Source organism: Veillonella sp. 20925_1_51 (assembly GCF_041431445.1).
GTDB classification, from domain to species: Bacteria; Bacillota; Negativicutes; order Veillonellales; family Veillonellaceae; genus Veillonella; species Veillonella nakazawae.
In genome coordinates this window covers 115,178-136,272 of the sequence record NZ_JAPVXT010000005.1, presented here as the reverse complement: position 1 = coordinate 136,272, position 21,095 = coordinate 115,178, and the positions used below count along the sequence as shown (strand labels likewise).

The 21,095-nt window shown below is 40.0% G+C and carries 17 protein-coding genes; 6 read left to right on the top strand and 11 right to left on the bottom strand.

Annotated elements, in window-relative coordinates; genetic code table 11:
• Nucleotides 1-34: 34 nt before the first annotated feature.
• On the bottom strand, nt 35-2,917 hold the full coding sequence (locus O3607_RS06985; RefSeq protein WP_371443611.1) for an AAA family ATPase: 2,883 nt from the start codon (nt 2,915-2,917) through the stop codon (nt 35-37).
• The gene (locus tag O3607_RS06980) at nt 2,907-4,178 is read right to left on the bottom strand and encodes a DNA repair exonuclease (RefSeq protein ID WP_105090070.1); all 1,272 of its coding nucleotides are present in this window, start codon (nt 4,176-4,178) and stop codon (nt 2,907-2,909) included. The genes O3607_RS06985 and O3607_RS06980 overlap by 11 nt, the downstream gene beginning before the upstream one ends.
• Before the next feature lie 312 nt (nt 4,179-4,490).
• Here O3607_RS06980 and bioB point away from each other — a divergent pair, with 312 nt between their 5' ends.
• Complete coding sequence (gene bioB / locus O3607_RS06975; protein WP_105086429.1) at nt 4,491-5,519, top strand: biotin synthase BioB; 1,029 nt, start codon at nt 4,491-4,493, stop codon at nt 5,517-5,519.
• Between the two features lie 118 nt (nt 5,520-5,637).
• Here the strand turns inward: bioB and O3607_RS06970 are convergent, their stop codons facing one another.
• Nucleotides 5,638-6,000, bottom strand: coding sequence for a hypothetical protein (locus O3607_RS06970; RefSeq protein ID WP_005387626.1), 363 nt, complete (start codon nt 5,998-6,000; stop codon nt 5,638-5,640).
• 444 nt (nt 6,001-6,444) lie between these two features.
• On the bottom strand, nt 6,445-7,044 hold the full coding sequence (locus O3607_RS06965) for a TetR/AcrR family transcriptional regulator (protein ID WP_295822080.1): 600 nt from the start codon (nt 7,042-7,044) through the stop codon (nt 6,445-6,447).
• Nucleotides 7,045-7,205: 161 nt separating this feature from the next.
• Here O3607_RS06965 and O3607_RS06960 point away from each other — a divergent pair, with 161 nt between their 5' ends.
• Nucleotides 7,206-7,991, top strand: a complete 786-nt coding sequence (locus O3607_RS06960; protein ID WP_105094603.1) for an MBL fold metallo-hydrolase — start codon at nt 7,206-7,208, stop codon at nt 7,989-7,991.
• Between the two features lie 169 nt (nt 7,992-8,160).
• On the opposite strand, the gene cooS is transcribed toward O3607_RS06960, so the two are convergent.
• From cooS to O3607_RS06930, 6 genes are all read right to left on the bottom strand, one after another.
• Nucleotides 8,161-10,329, bottom strand: coding sequence for an anaerobic carbon-monoxide dehydrogenase catalytic subunit (cooS, locus tag O3607_RS06955; protein WP_371443610.1), 2,169 nt, complete (start codon nt 10,327-10,329; stop codon nt 8,161-8,163).
• Between the two features lie 391 nt (nt 10,330-10,720).
• Complete coding sequence (locus O3607_RS06950) at nt 10,721-11,626, bottom strand: LysR family transcriptional regulator (RefSeq protein ID WP_005387617.1); 906 nt, start codon at nt 11,624-11,626, stop codon at nt 10,721-10,723.
• A gap of 136 nt (nt 11,627-11,762) precedes the next feature.
• Nucleotides 11,763-13,391 carry a phosphoenolpyruvate carboxykinase (ATP) gene (locus tag O3607_RS06945; RefSeq protein ID WP_371443609.1) on the bottom strand — a complete coding sequence of 543 codons (1,629 nt, stop codon included), beginning with the start codon at nt 13,389-13,391 and terminating at the stop codon, nt 11,763-11,765.
• 188 nt (nt 13,392-13,579) lie between these two features.
• Entirely contained in the window at nt 13,580-15,205 is a 1,626-nt protein-coding gene (locus tag O3607_RS06940) for a PAS domain-containing protein (protein ID WP_371443608.1), read from the bottom strand.
• Nucleotides 15,206-15,372: 167 nt separating this feature from the next.
• Entirely contained in the window at nt 15,373-15,720 is a 348-nt protein-coding gene (locus O3607_RS06935; protein WP_295204101.1) for an energy transducer TonB, read from the bottom strand.
• A gap of 10 nt (nt 15,721-15,730) precedes the next feature.
• Nucleotides 15,731-16,108: an energy transducer TonB gene (locus tag O3607_RS06930; RefSeq protein WP_024064750.1), complete on the bottom strand. Its 378-nt coding sequence runs from the start codon at nt 16,106-16,108 to the stop codon at nt 15,731-15,733.
• Between the two features lie 460 nt (nt 16,109-16,568).
• On the opposite strand from O3607_RS06930, the gene O3607_RS06925 reads away from it, so the two are divergent.
• The 4 genes from O3607_RS06925 (at nt 16,569) to O3607_RS06910 (ending at nt 20,407) form a co-directional block, all read left to right on the top strand.
• The gene (locus O3607_RS06925) at nt 16,569-17,510 is read left to right on the top strand and encodes a metal ABC transporter solute-binding protein, Zn/Mn family (RefSeq protein ID WP_129823588.1); all 942 of its coding nucleotides are present in this window, start codon (nt 16,569-16,571) and stop codon (nt 17,508-17,510) included.
• Nucleotides 17,511-17,616: 106 nt separating this feature from the next.
• A complete protein-coding gene (locus O3607_RS06920) occupies nt 17,617-18,348 on the top strand; it encodes a metal ABC transporter ATP-binding protein (RefSeq protein WP_129823587.1) in 732 nt (243 codons plus the stop codon).
• Nucleotides 18,345-19,310, top strand: a complete 966-nt coding sequence (locus tag O3607_RS06915) for a metal ABC transporter permease (protein WP_129823586.1) — start codon at nt 18,345-18,347, stop codon at nt 19,308-19,310. The genes O3607_RS06920 and O3607_RS06915 overlap by 4 nt, the downstream gene beginning before the upstream one ends.
• Entirely contained in the window at nt 19,307-20,407 is a 1,101-nt protein-coding gene (locus O3607_RS06910; RefSeq protein ID WP_371443607.1) for a metal ABC transporter permease, read from the top strand. Before O3607_RS06915 ends, O3607_RS06910 begins: the two co-directional genes overlap by 4 nt.
• A gap of 125 nt (nt 20,408-20,532) precedes the next feature.
• Here O3607_RS06910 and O3607_RS06905 read toward each other — a convergent pair whose 3' ends face one another.
• A complete protein-coding gene (locus O3607_RS06905) occupies nt 20,533-21,021 on the bottom strand; it encodes a GNAT family N-acetyltransferase (protein WP_303881119.1) in 489 nt (162 codons plus the stop codon).
• Nucleotides 21,022-21,095 lie beyond the last annotated feature (74 nt).

Genomic DNA, 21,095 nt, shown 5'->3' with positions numbered 1-21,095 from the left:
CTGTGAAAGCTATATACCTTCACAGGGATTACATTTAATTGCGACTTAATCTATGCCGATCAATACCTGTAACAGATTGAGCCATATCAAATACAGAGCGTTGGCATGTAAACAACCAGATTTGTTGGTTCTTGCCTATTTCTGCTAATAATTCTAACGCACTACGTTGACGGTTTTCATCAAAGCGCACAAGAATATCGTCTAGGATAATTGGCAAGGATTCAACTTGGTAAGAGAATACCTTAGCTAATGCTAGGCGCAATGCCAAGTATACTTGGTCGGCTAAGCCACTAGACCAGAACTTAAGTTCTAAGCGTTCTCCATTGCCACTAACCAGTGCTACGCCTTCGTTGATCCCGAGGATATCAAAGGTATAGATACCGCCAGTCAAACGTTCTATATAAGAAGATGCAAGCTCTAACATATGAGGCTGTTTTTCTTGCTCATAGGACTGTTGAGCCTTATCCATGCAGTGACTCATCAACACTTGTGTAGCCCAATCTTCGAGAGCAGATTCTAATTCATTTTGCAACGCTTCCCGTTCTTGAAGCATTTGGTGTTGCTCTTGGTCGGAACCTAGGGCACGCATAGATTCTACAATTTGACCACGACGTTCATACAAGATAGCCAACTTATCTTCAATGGAAGCTATTTCTCGTTCAGAATGAGCTAACTCATCTAACCAATTATCCTTATTACCTTCACGCAAGCGGCGATAGAATAAATCTCTATTCTCCGCATCAGGCGCTAATAAATCTAACTGAACCTGACTTTGCTTGTAAATGGTTTGCCATTGTTTGTATTGATCTTCATCAATAAGATGTTGACGATACTCGTTAGAGCTATCCATGCCAGCCTTATGCAATAGCTCTTGTTGACGAAGTAGCAATTCTTTTTCTTTGCGATGCCAATTATCGTATTCATTGCGGAAGCTTTTACGTTGTGCTTCCTTTTGTTCCCACACAATTTTATTTTGTTGGAAGTTTTTGTATTGGTTATAAATACGTTTTAACTCTGTTGGAGATACTGGCGCTTCAACACCAAGGTTATACCACAAGGTCATCGCTTGATCTTCAATAACGCGCAACCCTTCTTTATGCTCAGCTAATCGCTTTTCATAACCTTCAATGGTGCGCAATTGTTCATGATATTGATCATACTCTTGTTTGAGGCCAAAGAAATCATCTTCGTTAAGACTCTTCGCCGCCCCTTGAGGTAACCAATTCTGCCAAGCTGCAAGGGCTTCATCATAAATAGCTTGCAACGTATGACCTTCTTGGACCCAACGATCAAGATGTGCTGCACCCTCTATGGATGGAATTGGGCTCACCATAGGTGTTGCGGCTTTCACAAGCGCCTCTAACTGATGTTCTACATCAGATTTACGAGATGACAAGATTTGTAACTCATAATTCAGTTTAGACACATCAGAATTGCCGTTATGACGTCTCCATGTAGCATACCAGAACAATGCCATAGATAGGATTAATAGTATAAAGCCGCCAATCGTATAGAGTACAGACTCTAATACTAATAAGCCTGCTAATACGAGCAAAACGCCAATCACTGCAGCTACGCCACTAATGCGTTGTAACCACTTTGGCAAATTGGTCGGTTGTGCATCAGGACCATAGCTATCCCGTTTTTCTGTAACTCGATCAATATCCATCATGATAAGCTCTAGTTCACGTTCGAGATGCTCTTTTTTCGCCAAATCCTCTTCGCTGTAATTTGGTAACGATGCTCCGTCGAGATTGGCTACTGGCAAATCATCAGAAGCCTCAGCAGGCTTGCGATATTGCCAATGTAATAATTGATCTTTAGCAGTGCGTAAGCGACTTGCTAAGCGCTCTCCTTCAAACCAATTCACATCGTCAGCCATCGGCTCATCATCACGCCATGCAGAATGCATAGAACGAGAAAACTCTAATTGTTCTCGTACCTTAAAGATATACGCATCCCCTTCTTCACACTCCCGGCGCAATTGTTCCCACTTGGCACCTTGTTGAATAAGGTCTTCAATATCTTGACCATACGTACCAAATGGACTATCCGGGCTAAAGTTAGCTGGCATCAAGGCCGCTTCCTTTTCCTGCCACAACTGCATATTGTCTCGAGCTCGTTTGATTTCCTCATCGATGCGAAGGAACTCATCACGGCTCAAAGCAAGCTCGCTATTATACTGCTGCATGTGCATACGCGCTTCTTCGCTACGGCGATACGTATCCCACGCGCGCAATACCACATCTATACCATCGCGGTATTCCTTCCACTCTTGCAACTGACCTTGCAATTCTGCCTCAGTCTGTTCCGTACTGTGAAAGGCTTTTTGCAATTCTACATATTGCGTTTCATGTTCGACTAAATGGCTTAATTTTTGACGATTTTCTTTAAGCTCATCCATCAACACATTGATGCGCCGTTTACCATTGGAGGAAGCTACTAATAGATCAGTAGCGCCTTTTTCCACATCTTTTACGACCGAACCTAAATGCTCGCCCCCTTCAGCGCCGAAGAAACGAGACCGAACCTCTACCTCTTGTAGAACATCGAGACCTTGTAAATCATCAAGGGTCAATGCAAAAATTCGGTTATATGTTTTTTTATCAATACCATGCCACCAGTGTTGAGCTGGCTCCTCATGAATGGCTGGATTTCCAGGACTGTAAAAGTCTAGTTGTTTACCCTTACGACCAATGTAGTAGCTTTCACCATTACGCTCTACATCAAGGGCACCCGTCATAGGCCCATAAGCCTTATGCGTACCACCAAATAGAAGTGTGCGCATCCCTTCCAGCAAGGAGGTTTTGCCACTCTCATTAGGTCCATACATGAGCTGAACACCATGATTTCCCGTAGTAAAAGACCAGTCGCGATACGGGCCAAATTCATCAAATCGTATGCGTTTAATGTTCATCGTTAGCCCCCATCAATACAGTAACACCTTCAATTTCACAGCGCTTCAAGGCGCGAAGCAATAATTCATCACTCAACAAATCGGCATATACACCTAAGCGTTTAAACTCAGGTCGTTCTGCCAAAATTTGACGTACCGTCTGTACCGCATTGCCATCAACCATATCATCATAGGCGCGTAAATAATCCCCTACCACATCGGATAACAATCTACGTTCAGCCAAATTAATGCTAGGTCGCGTATTACACATCATGCGATAAGGCATAACAAATATAGACTTGCTTTTCTCTTCACTTTGGGACTCTTGCAACCATAATTTGCGCACACCTTCTTGTGTACATAAACGATGCAATGGACCTGTACCTACGAGAACAATGGAAAGCAAGATATTTTTCTTATGTTGCTTACGCAGATTCTCTTTTTTATGGCGTAAAATTTCTAAGAATTCTGCTTCCGTTTTCATGCCTGCAATATCAATTTTGATTTCTTCAAAACGGATTGCACTTGTTTCAATGAAACGAGGTTCACAATGACCATTATGAGATACAGAGACGAGATAGCACCCCTTAGGGCCTATTTCCTTGCGGTGTAAACCTTGGGGATTACCGGAATAGACAACAAGAGGTTCCTCGCTAAGAACTTGAGATTTGTGAATATGTCCTAACGCCCAATAGTCCATAGCCGCCTCTGCTAGATCAGTTAAACTGCACGGGCCGGTCACATTATGGTTTTCAGAGCCTACACTAGAACCGACTGTGCCGTGCATGACAGCCAAAGAAAACTCATCTCGTTCAAAGGCGCGGTATTGGCGCGCATAATTGTCGCTTTCATTACCATGGCCACAGCTAATACCGTAAACGCCACCAATTTCTATATTGTTAACAATTAATGGGAAACGTTGTACTTGTTCACTAGAGAATACATGCACATTGTCAGGCATCTGCAATTGAGCCTTCCAGCTTTCAGCAGGGTCATGATTACCTTGCACCATATATACTGCAATGCGATGTTCTGCCAAGCGATACATGGCGCGCACAAATCGCACCTGTGCCTCTAAATTATGATCTTCGCTATTATAAATATCACCAGCTATGACAACAGCATGAACATGCTCATCAATAGCAGTGTCAATAATTGTATCAAAGGCTACATAGGTAGATTCGCTCACGGCACGATCAACGGCGCGGCTAATACCTGTAGCATATTGAAAGGGTGCCCCTAAATGCAGGTCACCACAGTGTATAAATCGAAATGGCTGCATCTATATCCACTCCTTGTATTAGTACTTTTATTATAGTTATATATAGTAATTACAATATTTTATTATACTACAAAACCGTAAAGATTACTTAAAAATAACTATCAATCAATCTATCAAAATAGATACTAAAATATAGTATCTCCCATTAGATTCAAACTATAGGTCTTACCTGTATTCAAAATAGTCTAAAACCTACTGCGATATTTTTGTTAACTTAAAAATACATTAAGTTGACAATTTATACACGAACGTTTACAATCAAATTGTCAATATTTTATGTTTTTATTAAGTTAACAATTCTTGGAGGCTATTATGGCTTTGCCTACAGATCAACAATCAACCCAAGTGGGTACATACGAAAAAATCCTTACTATTGCCAACCGCATTATGAACGGCGGCGAAATCACTAAGAAAGAAGCAATCGAGCTGATTCATACTTCAGATGATGACACTATGATTTTACTTGCTATGGCCGATAAAATTCGCCAGCATTTCAATGACAACTCCGTGGATGTATGCGCCATTGTAAATGCACGTTCTGGCAAATGTCCTGAAAACTGTAAATTCTGTGCCCAATCTGCCCATCACGAAACAGGTGTTCAAGAATATCCGTTCATGGATGATGAAAGCATCCTCGATGCGGCGCGCAAAGCTAAAGAAGCAGGCGCTATTCGTTTTTCTATCGTAACGAGTGGTCGTAATACTAATAACCCAAATGAATTTAACCAAATCATTCGCGTATTAGACCGTATTAAAAACGAAGTAGGTCTCGAAATTTGCTGTTCTCTTGGTTTGTTAACTTACGAACAAGCTCTCAAATTAAAAGAAGTGGGTGTAACTCGATACCACTCCAATATCGAAACAGCGCCTAGTCACTTCCCAGATATTTGTACAACCCATTCCTACGAAGATAAAATGTCTACTATCGATAATGCTCAAAAAGCAGGTATTCGAGTTTGCTCTGGCGGCATCTTCGGTCTTAATGAAACATTAGAACAACGCGTAGAGATGGCATTCGAGCTTAAACGTTTGCATATTGACTCTGTACCACTCAACATTTTAAATCCTGTTAAAGGTACACCATTTGAAAATAATAAAGCATTACGTCCTCTAGATATTTTACGTACCTTCGCTGTGTTCCGTTTCATCTTGCCAAACGCATTGATTCGTACAGCTGGCGGTCGTGAAGTAAATCTTCGTGACTTACAAGCTTATGCTTTAAAAGGTGGTCTTAACGGCATCATGGTTGGTGGCTACTTAACAACTGGTGGTCGCTCTCCACAAGACGATCTCCAAATGATTCAAGACTTGGAGCTAAGTCGCAATTCTGCCCAAGTTTAAATTTTCGTATATACCATTCTCGTTTGAGAATGTTGTATATAAAAAATATTCCTAAGATTTATAAATTTTTTACACATATAAAAAAGAACCATCTAGTTTGCTGTGCTAGATGGTTCTTTTATTGCCACAATAAATTATAAATGGCTTGACCATTTGTATTGCCTTCAATAGGTTCTGGGTTTTCATTATACTCTACATTTTCATAAGGTGTACCGTCTGCCATGTACGCATCTACCTTTAACGTTTCCATGGTACGATTATATCTACTTATATACACTTTATATCGCAATTCGTCGCCACCCAGTTCATTGACCCGCAGCCACAAAAGCGCATCATAATCACTTTTTTGAACACTGTCATTGTCAATAAATAATTGGTTTCCTGACGCATCTGGTCCAACATAATACCAGTCCGTTGCGTTAGCGGTCCCCCCTATACTGAGTAGCCACAAAAGGGACAATATGGTTAATATTTTCCTCATATGACTGCTCCTCTCATGCCTAAGAGCTGTATACTTTATAAAACTTTAATAGCCATTAAACCTTTATAAAATATACAACTTCTCCTTTATATATAATACCAAAATTGTCCCATATTTATCAACAATAATTAAACTTAATTATTATCTTTTTTAGAATTTCAAGAAATTAAAAGAAATTTCTTAAAAAATTTCATTTTCAACTCATTTTTTGTTCTTATAATGACAATGTCAAATGATAAATAGAGGTAACAATTCCCTGGTTACCATACGTGTATTTATCTCCCGACAAGTAATACTAACCCCAAACCTACTACTTGTTTAAATACATGGTTCATTTGATATTAATACTAACACTCCCCTTACATGAAAAAAGGACTCCAGTTGGAGTCCTTTTTTCGTTATATAAAACTTCAATAAATCTCAAAATACAAGCGTGTATAAATTCTATTTACTTTGTAATCCACGATAAACGAGTTCAAAAATAATTTTCTGAGCTTCTAACCACTCATCGCTCTGAGACCACTTATATTGTTTATTAACAGCATATAGACCGTGTACTAAAAATACAAAAACGGATACCCCCACATCAAACGAAACCCCAAGTGCTTCTGCCATAACGAGCCCTTGCCGATCTTTTTCACGTCCTATAATGCGTTGTAATACATATTCTGAAATTTGTTCATCTAAAAATAAAGGTAAATACTTTTTATGTCGTATAATACGCTGACATAAAGGCAATCTATCAAAAATAGAATCGTATGCTTCTCTCAACAAAACAGAATTAGAAGCAGCTGATAAGGTGTTGGCTATAGTTTGTAAATTGTTGTTATCTACCATTCCTGGCTTTGAATAAGCGATTGCATCATCCACTAAATCATCAACAATTTCCATGATATTACTATAGTGTAAATAAAAAGTAGAACGAGTTATACCCGAAGCTTTACACAACGATGTTACTGTTACAGACTCAAAAGAATTGTTTGCTAAACAACTAAGCAAGCCTTCTTTTAACAACATACGTGTCATTTCTTTTCGAGTTATCATATAACCTCCAATATAGACACTTTTATACAATGTGTCTATTAATAAACATAGTGTTAATTATTGTTGAGACTAGTATAACAAAACAAGGTACACTAGTTCTAGAGATTACAAATAATAATCTATTCAATTAAATCGACAATAATTTAATTAAGGAGATAACTATGACACAATATACTCACATTCGAAATGCTACAGGAAAATTAACAATAAAAAATACAACATTCCTTATTGATCCATTTTTAGCACCAAAAGATACTTATCCTGGTTTTGAAGGAACATTTAACTATCAACAAAGAATGCCTATGGTTGATTTACCTCTATCAATGGACAATCTATTAAGCAATGTAACTGCAGTGGTAGTTACACACACACATCTTGACCATTGGGATGAAACGGCAATTAATGCTATTCCAAAATCACTTCCTATTTTTGTACAAAATACAGCGGACAAAGAACTTATTACTTCACAAGGCTTTAATGATGTACGCATCATTTTTGAAAGTCTGGAGTTTAATGGTATCACATTAAGAAAAACAGGTGGCTCCCACGGCACGGTAGAAATGTATGCAAATCCAGTTCTCGCACCATTAGCAGGCGATGCGATGGGTGTTATTTTTGAAGCAGCAGACGAACCAACTGTGTACCTTGTAGGCGATACAGTTTGGACAAGTGATGTAGAGAAGGCCCTCCTTCGCTTCGACCCTAACGTTATTATTATGAACACTGGATATGCTCAAGTTTTAGGCTTTGAAGATAGTATTATTATGGGTACAAAAGATATTGGCCGCATGGTGGTACGCAAACCAGAGGCAAAAATTATTGCGGTTCACATGGATACAGTTAATCACACAGCAACAAGCCGTGAGGATGTGCGCAAATTTATCAAAGGCAACAACATTGAAAGCCATGTAGCAGTGCCTGAAGATGGTGAAACCATCACACTTTAATAGGTCTAAAACAATTAGTACATCATACTACGGCTAATACAAGACTAGTAAAAAATATATCCACAAACAATAAAAAACACCCTCTTAATTCTAATAGTCATAATAACTATAAGATCTATAGAGGGTGTTTTTATACTTAACTACAAATTATTATCTATCAAAAGATAAACTATTTTACTTCAGCCCAACCTAAAGCAGCGCGTTTAGCATCGATATCAGCTAAGATTTTTTCAGCTACTTTAGCAGGATCAGTATTTACATACATAACAGAACCTAAGATATCCTTAGTGTCTTCTTTAAGCCATTTTGTAACAGCATCAGAGCCTTGTGTAGGTGGCTCAACGCAGTGGTAAGAGTTGATACCCATCAAGCGGAAGCCAAGGGATGCATCGATACCTTTTTCGTTAGACCATTCAGGGCTAGACATTGCAAATGGCATTTGTGGCAAGTTAAGACCTAATTCACCTGCAATACCAGCAAAGATACCGGAAGAACGAGCATTATCTACACATTCGCCAACATGCCATACTGGTGGTTGATCATCGCCCAAGAACTCTTGCAATGCAGGGCTACATTTCTTAATAGCATCTGTATTACAGTAACCAAGTTTCATCAATGGGAAGGATGCACAACCATTTGTTAAGATGATACAGCCGTTTTTGATAAGTGTATCAACGATATCTACAGTTGCTTTTTCGTAGATAACGCGAGGGTTGGAACAACCTACTACGTTTACGATACCACGAACTTTACCAGATTTTAAAGCCTCTGCCAATGGTTTGAAGGAACCATAATGTTTAACAGTGGATTCTGGAGAGAAACCAACTTCAGCAGTGATTTCGTATGGCGGAATGAATACAGGCATACCTTTACGCAATTCATGAGCTTCAAGAGCGCGATCCAAGATTTTGCGAGCCAATGCTTTTGTTTCAGACAAGTTAGTGTGATGGTGATCGTAACCGATGTGTTCTGCACCTGGTAAACGAGCTGCATCAGATGTAGTAATAACTTTTGTGTTGAAGCAACGTGCTACGTCCATGATAGCAGGGTAAACGTCTTGAACGTCAGCTACCCAGCAATCAAGAGCGCCTGTACCAAGTACAAGTTCCGCACCGATAGCATTACACAATGGAATAACGTTTTCGTAGCGGTACATGCTGGACAAACCAGAGCAGCAGATACCGTAGAATTGGATACCTTTAGCACCGATAGCTTTCGCTTTTTCTAAGTACTCTTCAGAGGCACCAATTTTACAAATTTGGGATACTAATGTTGGCAAGTGACCATGAACAGCGATGTTAACATAACCTTTTTTCAAAGCACCGATGTTAACTTTGGATGTACGACGACCACCAAGACCGAATAATGCATCTGTTGCGATGTCCGCTGCCACTACGCCAGTGAATGTGAAAGCAAGGCCACAACGCAAGAATTGTTTCATATTGCTTTCCCAATCGCCATCTGTACCTACGCATGTACGATGATATGCATCAAATGCTTCATTATACGCAGAAATAGGCAAGATATCCAAGTTTTTCCATACTTCACGACGTTCAGCTGGAGCTAACGCTGTAATTGTTTTATATTCGCCAGGCAATGCACGGCTCAAATCTTCGAGCAATACATCTGCCAAGTCATTAGCCACTTCTTTTAAGGAACGGCCTTCTTCAGGGATGTTGAAAGCTTTACATACAGTACGAATTTTTTCTTCACCCATAATTGGAATATCCAATTGGTCATTAGCGGCAGCTTTCAAAGAAATCAAGATTTCACGAGCATGTGCACCATGTTGAGTCAAGCCACCTGCAGCAGCACGTGTCATATTACGAGCTACGATAAGGTCAGCATCAGCACCGCAGACACCGCGAGGGCTCTTAGGTGTAATTTTACATGGACCCATGAAGCAGATACGGCAACATACGCCAGCAATACCGAAAGTACATTGTGGTTGTTGTTTATCGAAACGGTCAAATACTGTATCGCAACCAATTTGCTCCATGCGAAGAATCATTTCGCGTACAGCTGGATCTGGTGTTTGTTCGATAACATCTTGTTTTGTAGGCCAAGTTTTACGATATTCTGCAACGGCTTTCATGTAGTCGTTTACGCCATGTTCATGAGGTACCCCTGGTTCATGAGTGTGTGGCACCCATTTATCCGTAGGCAACGCTTTGCCATGACTATGGTCATGGTCATGATGGTGATCATGGTCGTGATCGTGATGGTGACCGCCACAATGGCAGTGATCATGGTCATGATGATGGTCATGATCATGATGGTGATGATGTTCGCCATGGCTGTGGTCATGGGTGTTTTTGTTTTCCACATCTTTATTCATAATAAACCTCCTAAGGGCCTACGTAGGCCAACTAACAATAATAAGAAAACATATTCTACTTTTATTTTATTTTTTAAATCCACCACACTTGTGGGTTTTAAATCCTATCTCCTAAATATGTTTTAACCTTATTTAAGTATATTTTCTGAAAGGACATTTGTCAATTAAATTTTGAGAAATTTTTGACTCATTTATGCTTATAAATTATTATAATAACTACATTTATCAAATTCGATACTTTCAGATTTCTTTCATAAAACAAAAGAGATTAATTCCTGTGAACTCAGGGAATTAACCTCTTTTATCTATAGAATACTATATTTATATATTGTTTTATATGAATTATTATTTGCAAACAGTACTTAATACTCTAACATTCCATCTGTATAATTTATAAGAATTGTTGCATAACTTGAGCCACTTCAGGCAAATGGAATCGCTTTGCTCTATCTGATCTCGCTACAAGAACTAATTGACGGAAACATAGTTTTGATGCTAAAGGATAGAATTTAACTTTATCATCATCGCCCTTACTATTTAATGTGCTTGGTAAGAATGTAATACCATAATCATCTTCTACCAAGGATCTACAAGTATCAAGATTCTCAGAACCAATAACCGCTTTAGGCACAAAGGATTCAGCCTGACATAGACGATTTACCAAGGTTCGCAACTTAAGGCCTTCTCTTATGAGAATAAAAGGGAAAGACCCAAATGGTGCTATCTCATGTATTCCATTCGGTGTCATAAGCGAGTCAGCAATAGCTATAGCTTTTTTATTCTCTACACTAACAGCTAATAAAATTTGCTCATCTAACACAGGATAACTTTCAAGAGCTTGCGAGTAAATTGGTGTTGGAAATAGACCTACATCAACCAATCCATCACAAATTTGTTGCTCCAAAAAATGGGACTCCCCTTCTACTACATGGAATTCCCAAGACGGTTCAATTTGTTGAAAGCTCTTCAATGTTTTCCCCAACATATGATGGCCATAAAATTGAGACAATCCAATCCGCACATGATAAGCTGCATCAGACCCTTGATTAATGATAGACTGCGTTAAAGCCTCTACCTTTCCTACTAAAGGCATACCCTCTTTAGCAATTTGTAAGGCTGCAGCGGTGGGTACAACCTTTGTCCGATCTCGAGCAAATAAAGGCACCCCTAACTCAGCCTCAATGCGACGAATACTTTGACTCAATGCAGGTTGAGAGATATATAGTTTTTTAGACGCCTTTGAAAATGATGCCATCTCAACGATGGTACTTATATATTTAATATCCTTTATATCCATAAAAACACCTTATAACAAAACATTATTGATTTATCATAAGTATATATTACCACAAAAGAACGAGCCCTCCACAAGGAGGGCTCGTTCTTTAAAGTTTTAAATAATCTCAAGACAGAAATGCAACTGACTCAATATATTACATTAGCGTTTTTAATACATCCAATACTTCTCGGGGCAATTCGTTTTTATGACCAATAAGTTTTTCTACATAGTCATAGCGGAACTCAAACGCTTTGTGTAATTGGTGATGGTATTCACGCACTTGGAATGGTGGTTCAAAACCAGGAACCTCAACATAAGAGAGGTTTTCATATTTATAAAATGGTTTGAAGTCCAATGTGCCTTCTACCAAACGTTCCAATAAATCAAGAGTTACCTCTTTAGGAATTTTGTCTTCCAAGAAGAAGCCTGTGTTCATGATGTAACATTGTACGCCACATTCAGAGAATAATTTTTTGTAGCTTTCATAGTCACGAACCAATGGATATGTACGGAATGGATTTGCATATGGTTCGATAACAAGTGCATTTGGATCAACGTGAGCATCCAGCTTTTCAGCAGTAGAACGACGTGTCGCCAGTGTTGCGCCCATTGTAGATGCCAAAACAGGGTCATTAATTTTAAGGATTGGTGGCAACGTTTTATCCTTCATAAGCCATACAATGGCATTAACTGGTTGATCTACGTAGTTTACACGATTATCTGTCCAGAATTGAGATTTAATAGCGCGACCATTATTATTACGCACATCTTCTGCCAACACAACCTTACGGCCATCCTCATCCATAGTTACGCCAACATTTTGTAGAGTCAACAAGAATTCATTAGCAGGATGTTCCACAGGGTAGTCTTGCATTTTGTCGAAATATGTAGGTTCAAGAGCAATAGAACTCAAGTCATTAGTATTGATGATATACGCATCGTCATGCAAGATAGAAATATCATAACGACCATCATGCTTTTCATGAGTTAATGTGGATTTACCAGAACCGGACAAGCCAAATACACCGATTGTATAGCTTTTACCATTGTCAAGATTGTAACGTTTCATACCACCGTGGCATGCTACATAATCAAAACGATTCGCCAAGGACCACGCCAATGTAAGGGTACCTTTTTTATGTTCACCGAAGTAGCGCATACCAAGAATCATAGCGCAGTTATGAGCTGGGTCAAAAATAGCAAGCCCACCTGGATGACCTGGTACCACATAGTCAGGATCAGAATAGATATAAATGTCGCCTTCTGGAATTTCTACGCTATCATTGTAGAATTCTTTTACAGCTGCATCAAAGAACTTGAAGTTCATGATCCAAGAATACAAAATAGATGCATGGTCTTTCGGAATCATCAAATGCGCACGAGCTGTGAACTTTTTATCAAGACCTACGATAGTATCAGCAGAAATCCATTCTTTACCGCGGCTATCATAGACTGCATCACGTGCAATATTAGCAAGTTCCACTTCGTCAATGCCTTCATCGCCAATAATGCGACGAGCTTTTGCATAGCGACCTGTAGTTTTACCATCGTTTGTAACTAGTACCTTTGCATCAGCTGGCAAACCTTGCTCGCATGGTTTATATACAGGCATATCGAGGACGATAACACCTGGTTCTTCAGTGGCAAATTGGTACGCTTGTGCCACAGATGTAATAGGCGTTACATTGTTTCCATAAAATGCAGTTTCAATAGTACTGCGCATCTTAGAAAATAATGGGTTTGTTTTAATTTCACTTTGCTTCCAAACGCGTCTTGTCGACATAGTATCCAGATCCTCACCTTTAATATATACGTAATTTCTCTTGTAAAAGTAGTTTAAGATAAGAAAATACTGCATCCGCAAATACTTTCATTATGTTTTATTGTACCCTTTTCAGACAAATTTGTATACATAAAATAGATGAATTATAGGAAATTATTGTATGTTTATTTTGAATTAGTGCAACATATTTATTTTTTAGCTTTATTAATAAAGCCATCAATTTTATCGACTAATTCATCTACATCAAAATCACCGCGCTCTGCAATCATCTTGATGGTAGCCACCTTAGCCATAACCTTTACCATCGGTGTTTTCAATTTCTCAAATTTAGGATTCAAAGAAATTAAATAATCTACCACTTCAGGACTTTGCTTAATCAAGTTAGATAGCGTAGTCTTCGCATCGATATGGAATCTCCCATCTGCATCGGTAGTAAGTGGTTCTTCATCGACCTCTTCTGCCGCCTCTTGAGCTAAGGATTTATCATTACCATTATTATCTGTATTTCCTACAAAATCCGTCTTATCCCATGTCAACAATGTACGAGATCCTTCAAGCTCACGTATATGAGTGCAATCTTGCATCATTTCTAAGACACCGCGGAATTTACCATATTCATCACGTACTGCTGTATAGATTACATAGATAAACAATCCTGGTTTATTAATCCAGAATTCAGCTTGGCTTTGCTCACCAGAACGGAACTTCTCAACGATTTCTTCTACTACGTGAACAGATTTTGCGGGATGACAATTCTTCACCTCACGGCCAATAACATTAGCACTGCGAGGGAAAATGCGATGTGGCGTATCGCTATAGAACTTAACAAGTTCGTTTTCATCTACATAGGATAAATCTACAGGTAGATGTCGGAACAGTAGATTGATTTGTTCTAATGTTAATTTGCCAGTAGCTACATCGAGGACAGCATCCTTACCAACTTGTGCTCCACCTACAGGACCAACATATTTAGACAATAGGCCTGCTAAATCGTTTAAGAATTCGTTAGATACTGCACCATTTTGACCGGAGTTATTGGCATTTAGTTGCGCTGCAGAATCATTGATGCCTGGCACTACATACAAACCTGGTGGATTGATGATAGCATAACCAATTTCATGATCATTTTTGCTCATGCGCACAAATTCTTCATCGCTTAGTAATTTAAAGGATGTTGGTAATAAAACCTCTAACTCTTTAGAGTTTAAATCACGAAGTTTTGCCAATGTATCTGGTACAGATGTTAGAAACTCTTCATATTTATCTTCACGGAGTAATGCATAAGACGCAGAGATAGCATCACGCACACCATCGTCAAAGGTCCACATAATACGGGTAGGACGATCAAATCCATGATCTTCAAGCATTGGATATAATTGATTTTGTTTACGAGATAGATGAATACGCCATTGTGCTAAGGAATCGAATACCCCAAGCCAAGGATTTTTAATAAACGTATCGTGCTTTAACAATTCATCCGCTTCAAGAGCTACCTTTTCAACAGCATTAATTTCTTCTAAGTACACCCACAACGGATGATTTTCAGGGTACTCATTTTCGGCACGCACCAACACACCGTCAAATAAGTTCAATAGATCATCCATCTTATCTAGGATTTCTTCATCCTTATATACACCTTTCAAACTTTGCTCTGCATAGGCAAACTCATCAGGCGTGCAAGTACCTAACTTCTCTTTTAGAATACGGTTACCCTCTTCTAAGGATAATTTGCCGTCTAAATAATCCTCTTTAATAGATACAATAATTCTGTACCGTTCGTTATTAATGTCTAGCTTTTGCTGTAATGGATTCATATGCTTATACCTCCACGGGTCAAAGACTATTAGTATATACAATATATTATTACTATATTAAATATACTTTTATTATACCCATTTTGAAAGTAATTTTCAGTTGCTATGGATACACATTTAAATATATTTGAGAAAAAGGCACCCATACAATGTATGAGTGCCTTCTATTAATTTCTAAAATCTATATATTCAGTTTTAGAAGATGCCACAGGATTACCATTAGAATCTGTAGCCGGATTAAATCGCCATGTGGAGATTTTATCAACAAGAGCCTCATCAAGAGCACTAACTCCACTAGATTTTACGACCTCTATATCCCCTACAGAGCCATCTTCATTAATTGTAAAACGCACATCTGCACTATGAATGGAATCGCCATAACCAGCAATATTAATTTGATCTATAGATGGTGTAGATATTGCTACAGGCAATTGAAATGGAGCCGCCAACACAGAGGCTACCATACTAGTTGCAAACAATGCGCTTAATACAGTACAACGCAACACTTTATTCATCACATTCTCCTTATTTAGCTGTTACAGCTTGTTTAGGTAGAGTAATTGTCATCCCAATAATAGATTCATGAGCCTTTTGGTCTACTCCGATAGCAGGTGTAAATTTCCATTGTAGAATGGCTTTTTTCACAGCTTCATCAACTGGTGCATACCCAGAGGAACGTTCTACGAATACGTTTTTTACATTCCCTTTTTTATCAATCAAGAATCGTACACGCATATTAGGCGCTACTGTAGCTGTTTGAGGAACCTCAGGCAACTCAGGTTTTACAATTTCCACTTCGCGCGGAGATTCTAAGAACTTAGCCGCATCAGCTGTATAGTTACCTAATACGCCAAAGGATGCAACAAGTAAAGCCGCCGCAGTGAATCGGAATAATTTATTCATAATATGCCTCCTTATTTATTTTAAGTCTATGAATAATATCATACTAAATAAAGATGAATATTTAAAGAACATTTCCTTATTGATAAATTTTCTCATTTATGATATATTGGGTTCAAGATAACTGTTCGGACTTACATATCAGGTTGATATGACAAAAAAAATTACACAAAGGAGGTTCATCATGAGACGTAGAAAGCGTATTCAAATGAAGGTCATGATGGTACTTGGTATTGTTGCCATCATTGGGCCAAACCATCTACAATCTCTCATCCACTAAACGATCATGACCTTAGCAGAAAACCGTATAACTGCCAATAGCCGCTACGTTAGTAGCGGCTATTTTTCTGTTTAAATTTAGGGAAGTATTCTCCTTCTTCAATGTTTTATTATTAGGAGAAATATATCCTCAAACTAGAGTATTAAAGTTTTTAAATTGATTTTCCCCAAAAGGAGGTTTGTCATGAAATTCAATCGAATCGTATTAGTCGTCGTATCATTAGCACTTATGTTATTAGCTCTTGCAGGTTGTGGTAAGGATGCAGCACAGGACAGTCAAAAGAAATTAAACGTCGTTGCCACAACAACAATGTTAACGGATTTAGTAAAAGAAATTGGCGGTGACCATGTATCCGTCCAAGGACTTATGGGCCCTGGCGTAGACCCTCACCTCTATCAAGCGAGCGCTGGCGATGTAACAACTATGTCTAAGGCAGATGTTGTGGTGTACAACGGCATTCACTTAGAAGGTAAAATGGGTTCCATTTTCGACAATTTAACAAAACAAAATAAAGCTACTATCCGCGTATCTGACGCCATTGATCCAGCTACTCTACTCGACTTTGACGAAGAAGATGGCGTGAAAACCAAAGACCCTCATATTTGGTTCGATGTAGCTAACTGGAAACTTGCTGCCAAAGCGGTTTACGAAGGTCTTGCAAAAGCAGATCCAGCTCACAAAGAGGATTTCAAAAAACGCTATGATGCGTACCTCACTAAATTAGATGAAACAGATGCATACATCAAAGCACAAGCAGAATCAATTCCTAAAGAATCTCGCGTCCTCGTAACAGCACACGATGCCTTCCAATACTTTGCTCGCGCTTATGGCTTTGAAGTAAAAGGTTTGCAAGGTGTAAGTACTGCTACAGAAGCAGGCACACAAGATGTGAATGAACTTGTTCAATTTATCGTAGATCACAAAATTAAAGCGATCTTCGTAGAATCTTCTGTACCACACAAAACAATTGAAGCCGTTCAAGAAGCAGCTAAGTCTAAAGGCTGGAACGTTGCTATCGGTGGTGAATTATACTCCGACTCCCTCGGTTCTGAAGGCACTGAAGGCGGCACATATATTGGCATGGTAAAAGCCAATATCGATACCATCGCTAAAGCACTTAAATAACAAATAACGTTTCAAAACAAGGACGACATACAGGGTACGTCCTATGTAAGTATAAGTACTACTAACAATACAGCGATAGTAGCACTATTGATAAAAGGAGGTCTCCATGGAATGGGCCGTTGAAGTTGAAGATATGACCGTAGCCTATACGACAAAACCCGTATTATGGGACGTAGATATGAAGGTACCCATCGGTTCCTTAGCGGCCATCGTCGGCCCTAATGGAGCCGGCAAATCTACATTATTAAAGGCCATGTTAGGCCTATTAACAGTTATCTCAGGTAGTGTTAAGTTTTATATCGACCACCACCTTGCAATGGACAAAAAGGATTACAAGAAAATCGCCTATGTTCCTCAAAGCGGTAGCGTAGACTGGGACTTTCCTACTACCGTATTAGACGTTGTACTTATGGGCCGCTATGGTCATCTAGGTTGGTTCAAACGACCAAGTAAAAAGGATAAGGAGCTGGCCCTCTCCATGATTGAAAAAATGGGCATGAGCGACTATGTAAACAGACAAATTCGTCAACTTTCAGGGGGACAACAACAGCGTGTATTCCTCGCGAGAGCCCTCGTACAAGAAGCTGACATTTACCTCATGGACGAGCCTTTCAAGGGCGTAGATAAAACGACGGAGCACGCCATTATCTCCCTTTTACAAGAAATGAAAGCGCGCGGTAAAACGGTGATTGTCGTACACCACGATTTAAATACGGTGCCTCAGTATTTCGACTGGGTAACGATGGTCAACAAGCAAACTGTTGCCTATGGTCCTGTCACAGAGACCTTTACTGAAGAAGCCATCGAGCGCACCTACGGCAAGGGGAGGATTGTATGACCATACTCCAATCCTACACGACGCAGATGGTATTGCTCGGCACAGCTCTCTTAGGCCTTGCCAGTGGTATTGCAGGCACCTTTGCAGTACTGCGCAAGGAAAGCCTCATCGGTGACGGCCTCTCCCACGCGGCACTGCCCGGTGTAGTCATCGCGTTCTTGCTGACCGGCATTAAAGATATCGAGGTACTGATTATAGGTGCCGCCCTCTCCTCGATTACTGCAGCTTGGCTCATTACCATTACCGTCGAAAACAGTAAAATCAAATTCGATGGTGCTCTGGCTACTATACTATCTGCATTCTTTGGTCTTGGTATGGTCCTACTCACCTACCTTCAAAGTCTAAACAATGCAGGTCAGGCGGGGCTTTCAAAATTTATATTTGGACAGGCCGCCACCATATTAGCCCGCGATGTGTACATTACATCGGCGGCAGCGCTCATCATTATCGTTTTAACAGCCTTATTTTGGAAAGAACTAAAGCTCATTTCCTTTGACGTAGAATACGCTAAAACTTTGCAAATTCCCGTCACCTTTACCCTCATTTTATATCGTTCACTATTGATCATGACCATCATCATCGGCATTCAATCAGTAGGTGCTATCTTGATCAGTTCCCTACTCATTGCACCGGCCGTAGGGGCCCGTCAGTGGACGAACAAGCTAGGTACCATGTGTATACTAGCAGGATTCTTCGGCATGATATCCGCCATCGGCGGCACTATCTGGAGTACATCAGTACAAAAACTACCAACAGGCCCTGCCATCATCGTCATTCTATCGGTTATCGTACTGTTGAGCCTTATCTTTGCGCCAAACAGAGGTATGCTCTGGCAGCTTCGTAAAAATAGACAATCAAAACGAGCTTTACTATCGGAAACTGCAAAGATAAGTCCTGCTGATTTACAACAAAGGATATATAGAGCCGAGGGTGGACAGCCTCGCATAGGAGGTGCCCCATGACAGTACATACAGAGATTTTACTCATCGCCATCGCGGTATCCATCGCATGCGCCATTCCTGGTGTATTCCTAGTGCTACGCCGCATGTCCATGATGGCCGACGCTATTACACACACCGTATTCCTCGGCATCGTGCTCGCCTTCTTTGTGACGGAAGACTTAAACTCGCCCTTGCTTCTAGTAGGAGCAACACTAGTCGGCGTAGGCACTGTATGGCTTACAGAAATGATCCATAACACGGGCCTCGTCAACGAGGACGCCTCTATCGGTATCATCTTCCCCCTCCTCTTCTCTATTGCCATCATCCTCGTCAGTCTCTACAGTGGTAACGCACACCTCGACGTAGATACGGCACTTCTAGGAGAAATCGCCTTTGCACCCTTTGATAGATGGATTGTAAACGGCACTGACTTAGGTCCCGTATCGCTATGGATTTCTCTAGGGGTGGCGCTTATCAACCTCGTATTGGTTATGCTCTTCTACAAAGAATTACAGCTATCCACCTTTGATCCACTATTAGCAGGGCTCTTCGGCTTTATGCCAGCACTCATCCATTACGTGCTCATGACCATGGTGTCCCTTACCGTGGTGGCTTCCTTCCAAGCGGTAGGGGCCATCCTCGTTATCGGACTCATGATCGGACCTGCGGTCATCGCTTATTTATGGACTGACTCTGTGAAAGCCATGCTCATTAGCAGTATTATCATCGGCATTATCTGCGCTGTCATCGGTACAGAAGTTGCTTTCACCCTAGACGTATCCATTGCAGGTGCTATCGCCACAACCATAGGTCTCGCCCTATTAATCGCTGTTATTGGCACGCCAAAGACGGGCTATATAGCAACCTATCGTCGCCAACGCCACTTACGTCGTCACTATCGAGAAACAATGATGCTCTGTCACATCTATACCCATATGAATACACCTATAGCGGCCATTGAAAACGGCATCGGCACCATTCACGAACACTTGAACTGGAAGCCAGACTATACACACCAAGCCGCATCACACCTTAAGAAACAAGGCTTGCTATATGTAACAAACGGCTACTATATGCTTACCGATAAAGGTGTAGCGCAGGTAAAGGAAATCATTTAATTAATTTTATTTAATGAATATTAATTAGACTCCTTCAAAAATACATATTTTCCCAACAAAAAAGAAGCTGAAATCAATGCTACTCTGCAAGATTTCAGCTTCTTCTTTTGTATGTAATTATAGGGCTAGAACACAACACGCATCTGATACCATTTAGCACCGCCGTGATCAGATACAGATTCACCTTCATTCACAAAGCCAAACTTGGCATAATAATGAATCTTTTCTTCCTTACAGGTTAGAATAACACCCTTACGCTTTTCCTCTCTCGCAAGGTCGATAAAAGCTTCAATTAACTTACCACCTATGCCACGATTCCGATACGCTGGCAATGTATTTAGTCCAAATATCATCTGCCATGCTCCGTTAGGATTATGCAAGGAAGCATCGGCGAACATTTCATCTGTTAATATTTCATCATCAGATACAAAACCATCGATAAAACCGATTGGCGTATCCCCGTCAAAGGCAATTAAAAACTGACCTGCATAATGGTCTAATCTTTCCTTAAACGCCTCACGAGATGCCGCCTCTGCCGGAGGAAAACAAGTTGCTTCTATATGCGTAACTAAATCTAAATCCTCGGGTGTCGCTTTTCGTATTAATATATCCATATTCTTCTCCATCGCATCTACATATCCGTTTTAGTATATACTGTTTACATAACAAAGGCTACACGTAACGCTAT

What these genes read in the sequence shown, in the direction of transcription:
- O3607_RS06985 (WP_371443611.1), bottom strand. Translation starts at nt 2,917, where the DNA reads ATGAACATTAAACGCATACGATTTGATGAATTTGGCCCGTATCGCGAC.
- O3607_RS06980 (WP_105090070.1), bottom strand. Translation starts at nt 4,178, where the DNA reads ATGCAGCCATTTCGATTTATACACTGTGGTGACCTGCATTTAGGGGCA.
- bioB (WP_105086429.1), top strand. Translation starts at nt 4,491, where the DNA reads ATGGCTTTGCCTACAGATCAACAATCAACCCAAGTGGGTACATACGAA.
- O3607_RS06970 (WP_005387626.1), bottom strand. Translation starts at nt 6,000, where the DNA reads ATGAGGAAAATATTAACCATATTGTCCCTTTTGTGGCTACTCAGTATA.
- O3607_RS06965 (WP_295822080.1), bottom strand. Translation starts at nt 7,044, where the DNA reads ATGATAACTCGAAAAGAAATGACACGTATGTTGTTAAAAGAAGGCTTG.
- O3607_RS06960 (WP_105094603.1), top strand. Translation starts at nt 7,206, where the DNA reads ATGACACAATATACTCACATTCGAAATGCTACAGGAAAATTAACAATA.
- cooS (WP_371443610.1), bottom strand. Translation starts at nt 10,329, where the DNA reads ATGAATAAAGATGTGGAAAACAAAAACACCCATGACCACAGCCATGGC.
- O3607_RS06950 (WP_005387617.1), bottom strand. Translation starts at nt 11,626, where the DNA reads ATGGATATAAAGGATATTAAATATATAAGTACCATCGTTGAGATGGCA.
- O3607_RS06945 (WP_371443609.1), bottom strand. Translation starts at nt 13,391, where the DNA reads ATGTCGACAAGACGCGTTTGGAAGCAAAGTGAAATTAAAACAAACCCA.
- O3607_RS06940 (WP_371443608.1), bottom strand. Translation starts at nt 15,205, where the DNA reads ATGAATCCATTACAGCAAAAGCTAGACATTAATAACGAACGGTACAGA.
- O3607_RS06935 (WP_295204101.1), bottom strand. Translation starts at nt 15,720, where the DNA reads ATGAATAAAGTGTTGCGTTGTACTGTATTAAGCGCATTGTTTGCAACT.
- O3607_RS06930 (WP_024064750.1), bottom strand. Translation starts at nt 16,108, where the DNA reads ATGAATAAATTATTCCGATTCACTGCGGCGGCTTTACTTGTTGCATCC.
- O3607_RS06925 (WP_129823588.1), top strand. Translation starts at nt 16,569, where the DNA reads ATGAAATTCAATCGAATCGTATTAGTCGTCGTATCATTAGCACTTATG.
- O3607_RS06920 (WP_129823587.1), top strand. Translation starts at nt 17,617, where the DNA reads ATGGAATGGGCCGTTGAAGTTGAAGATATGACCGTAGCCTATACGACA.
- O3607_RS06915 (WP_129823586.1), top strand. Translation starts at nt 18,345, where the DNA reads ATGACCATACTCCAATCCTACACGACGCAGATGGTATTGCTCGGCACA.
- O3607_RS06910 (WP_371443607.1), top strand. Translation starts at nt 19,307, where the DNA reads ATGACAGTACATACAGAGATTTTACTCATCGCCATCGCGGTATCCATC.
- O3607_RS06905 (WP_303881119.1), bottom strand. Translation starts at nt 21,021, where the DNA reads ATGGATATATTAATACGAAAAGCGACACCCGAGGATTTAGATTTAGTT.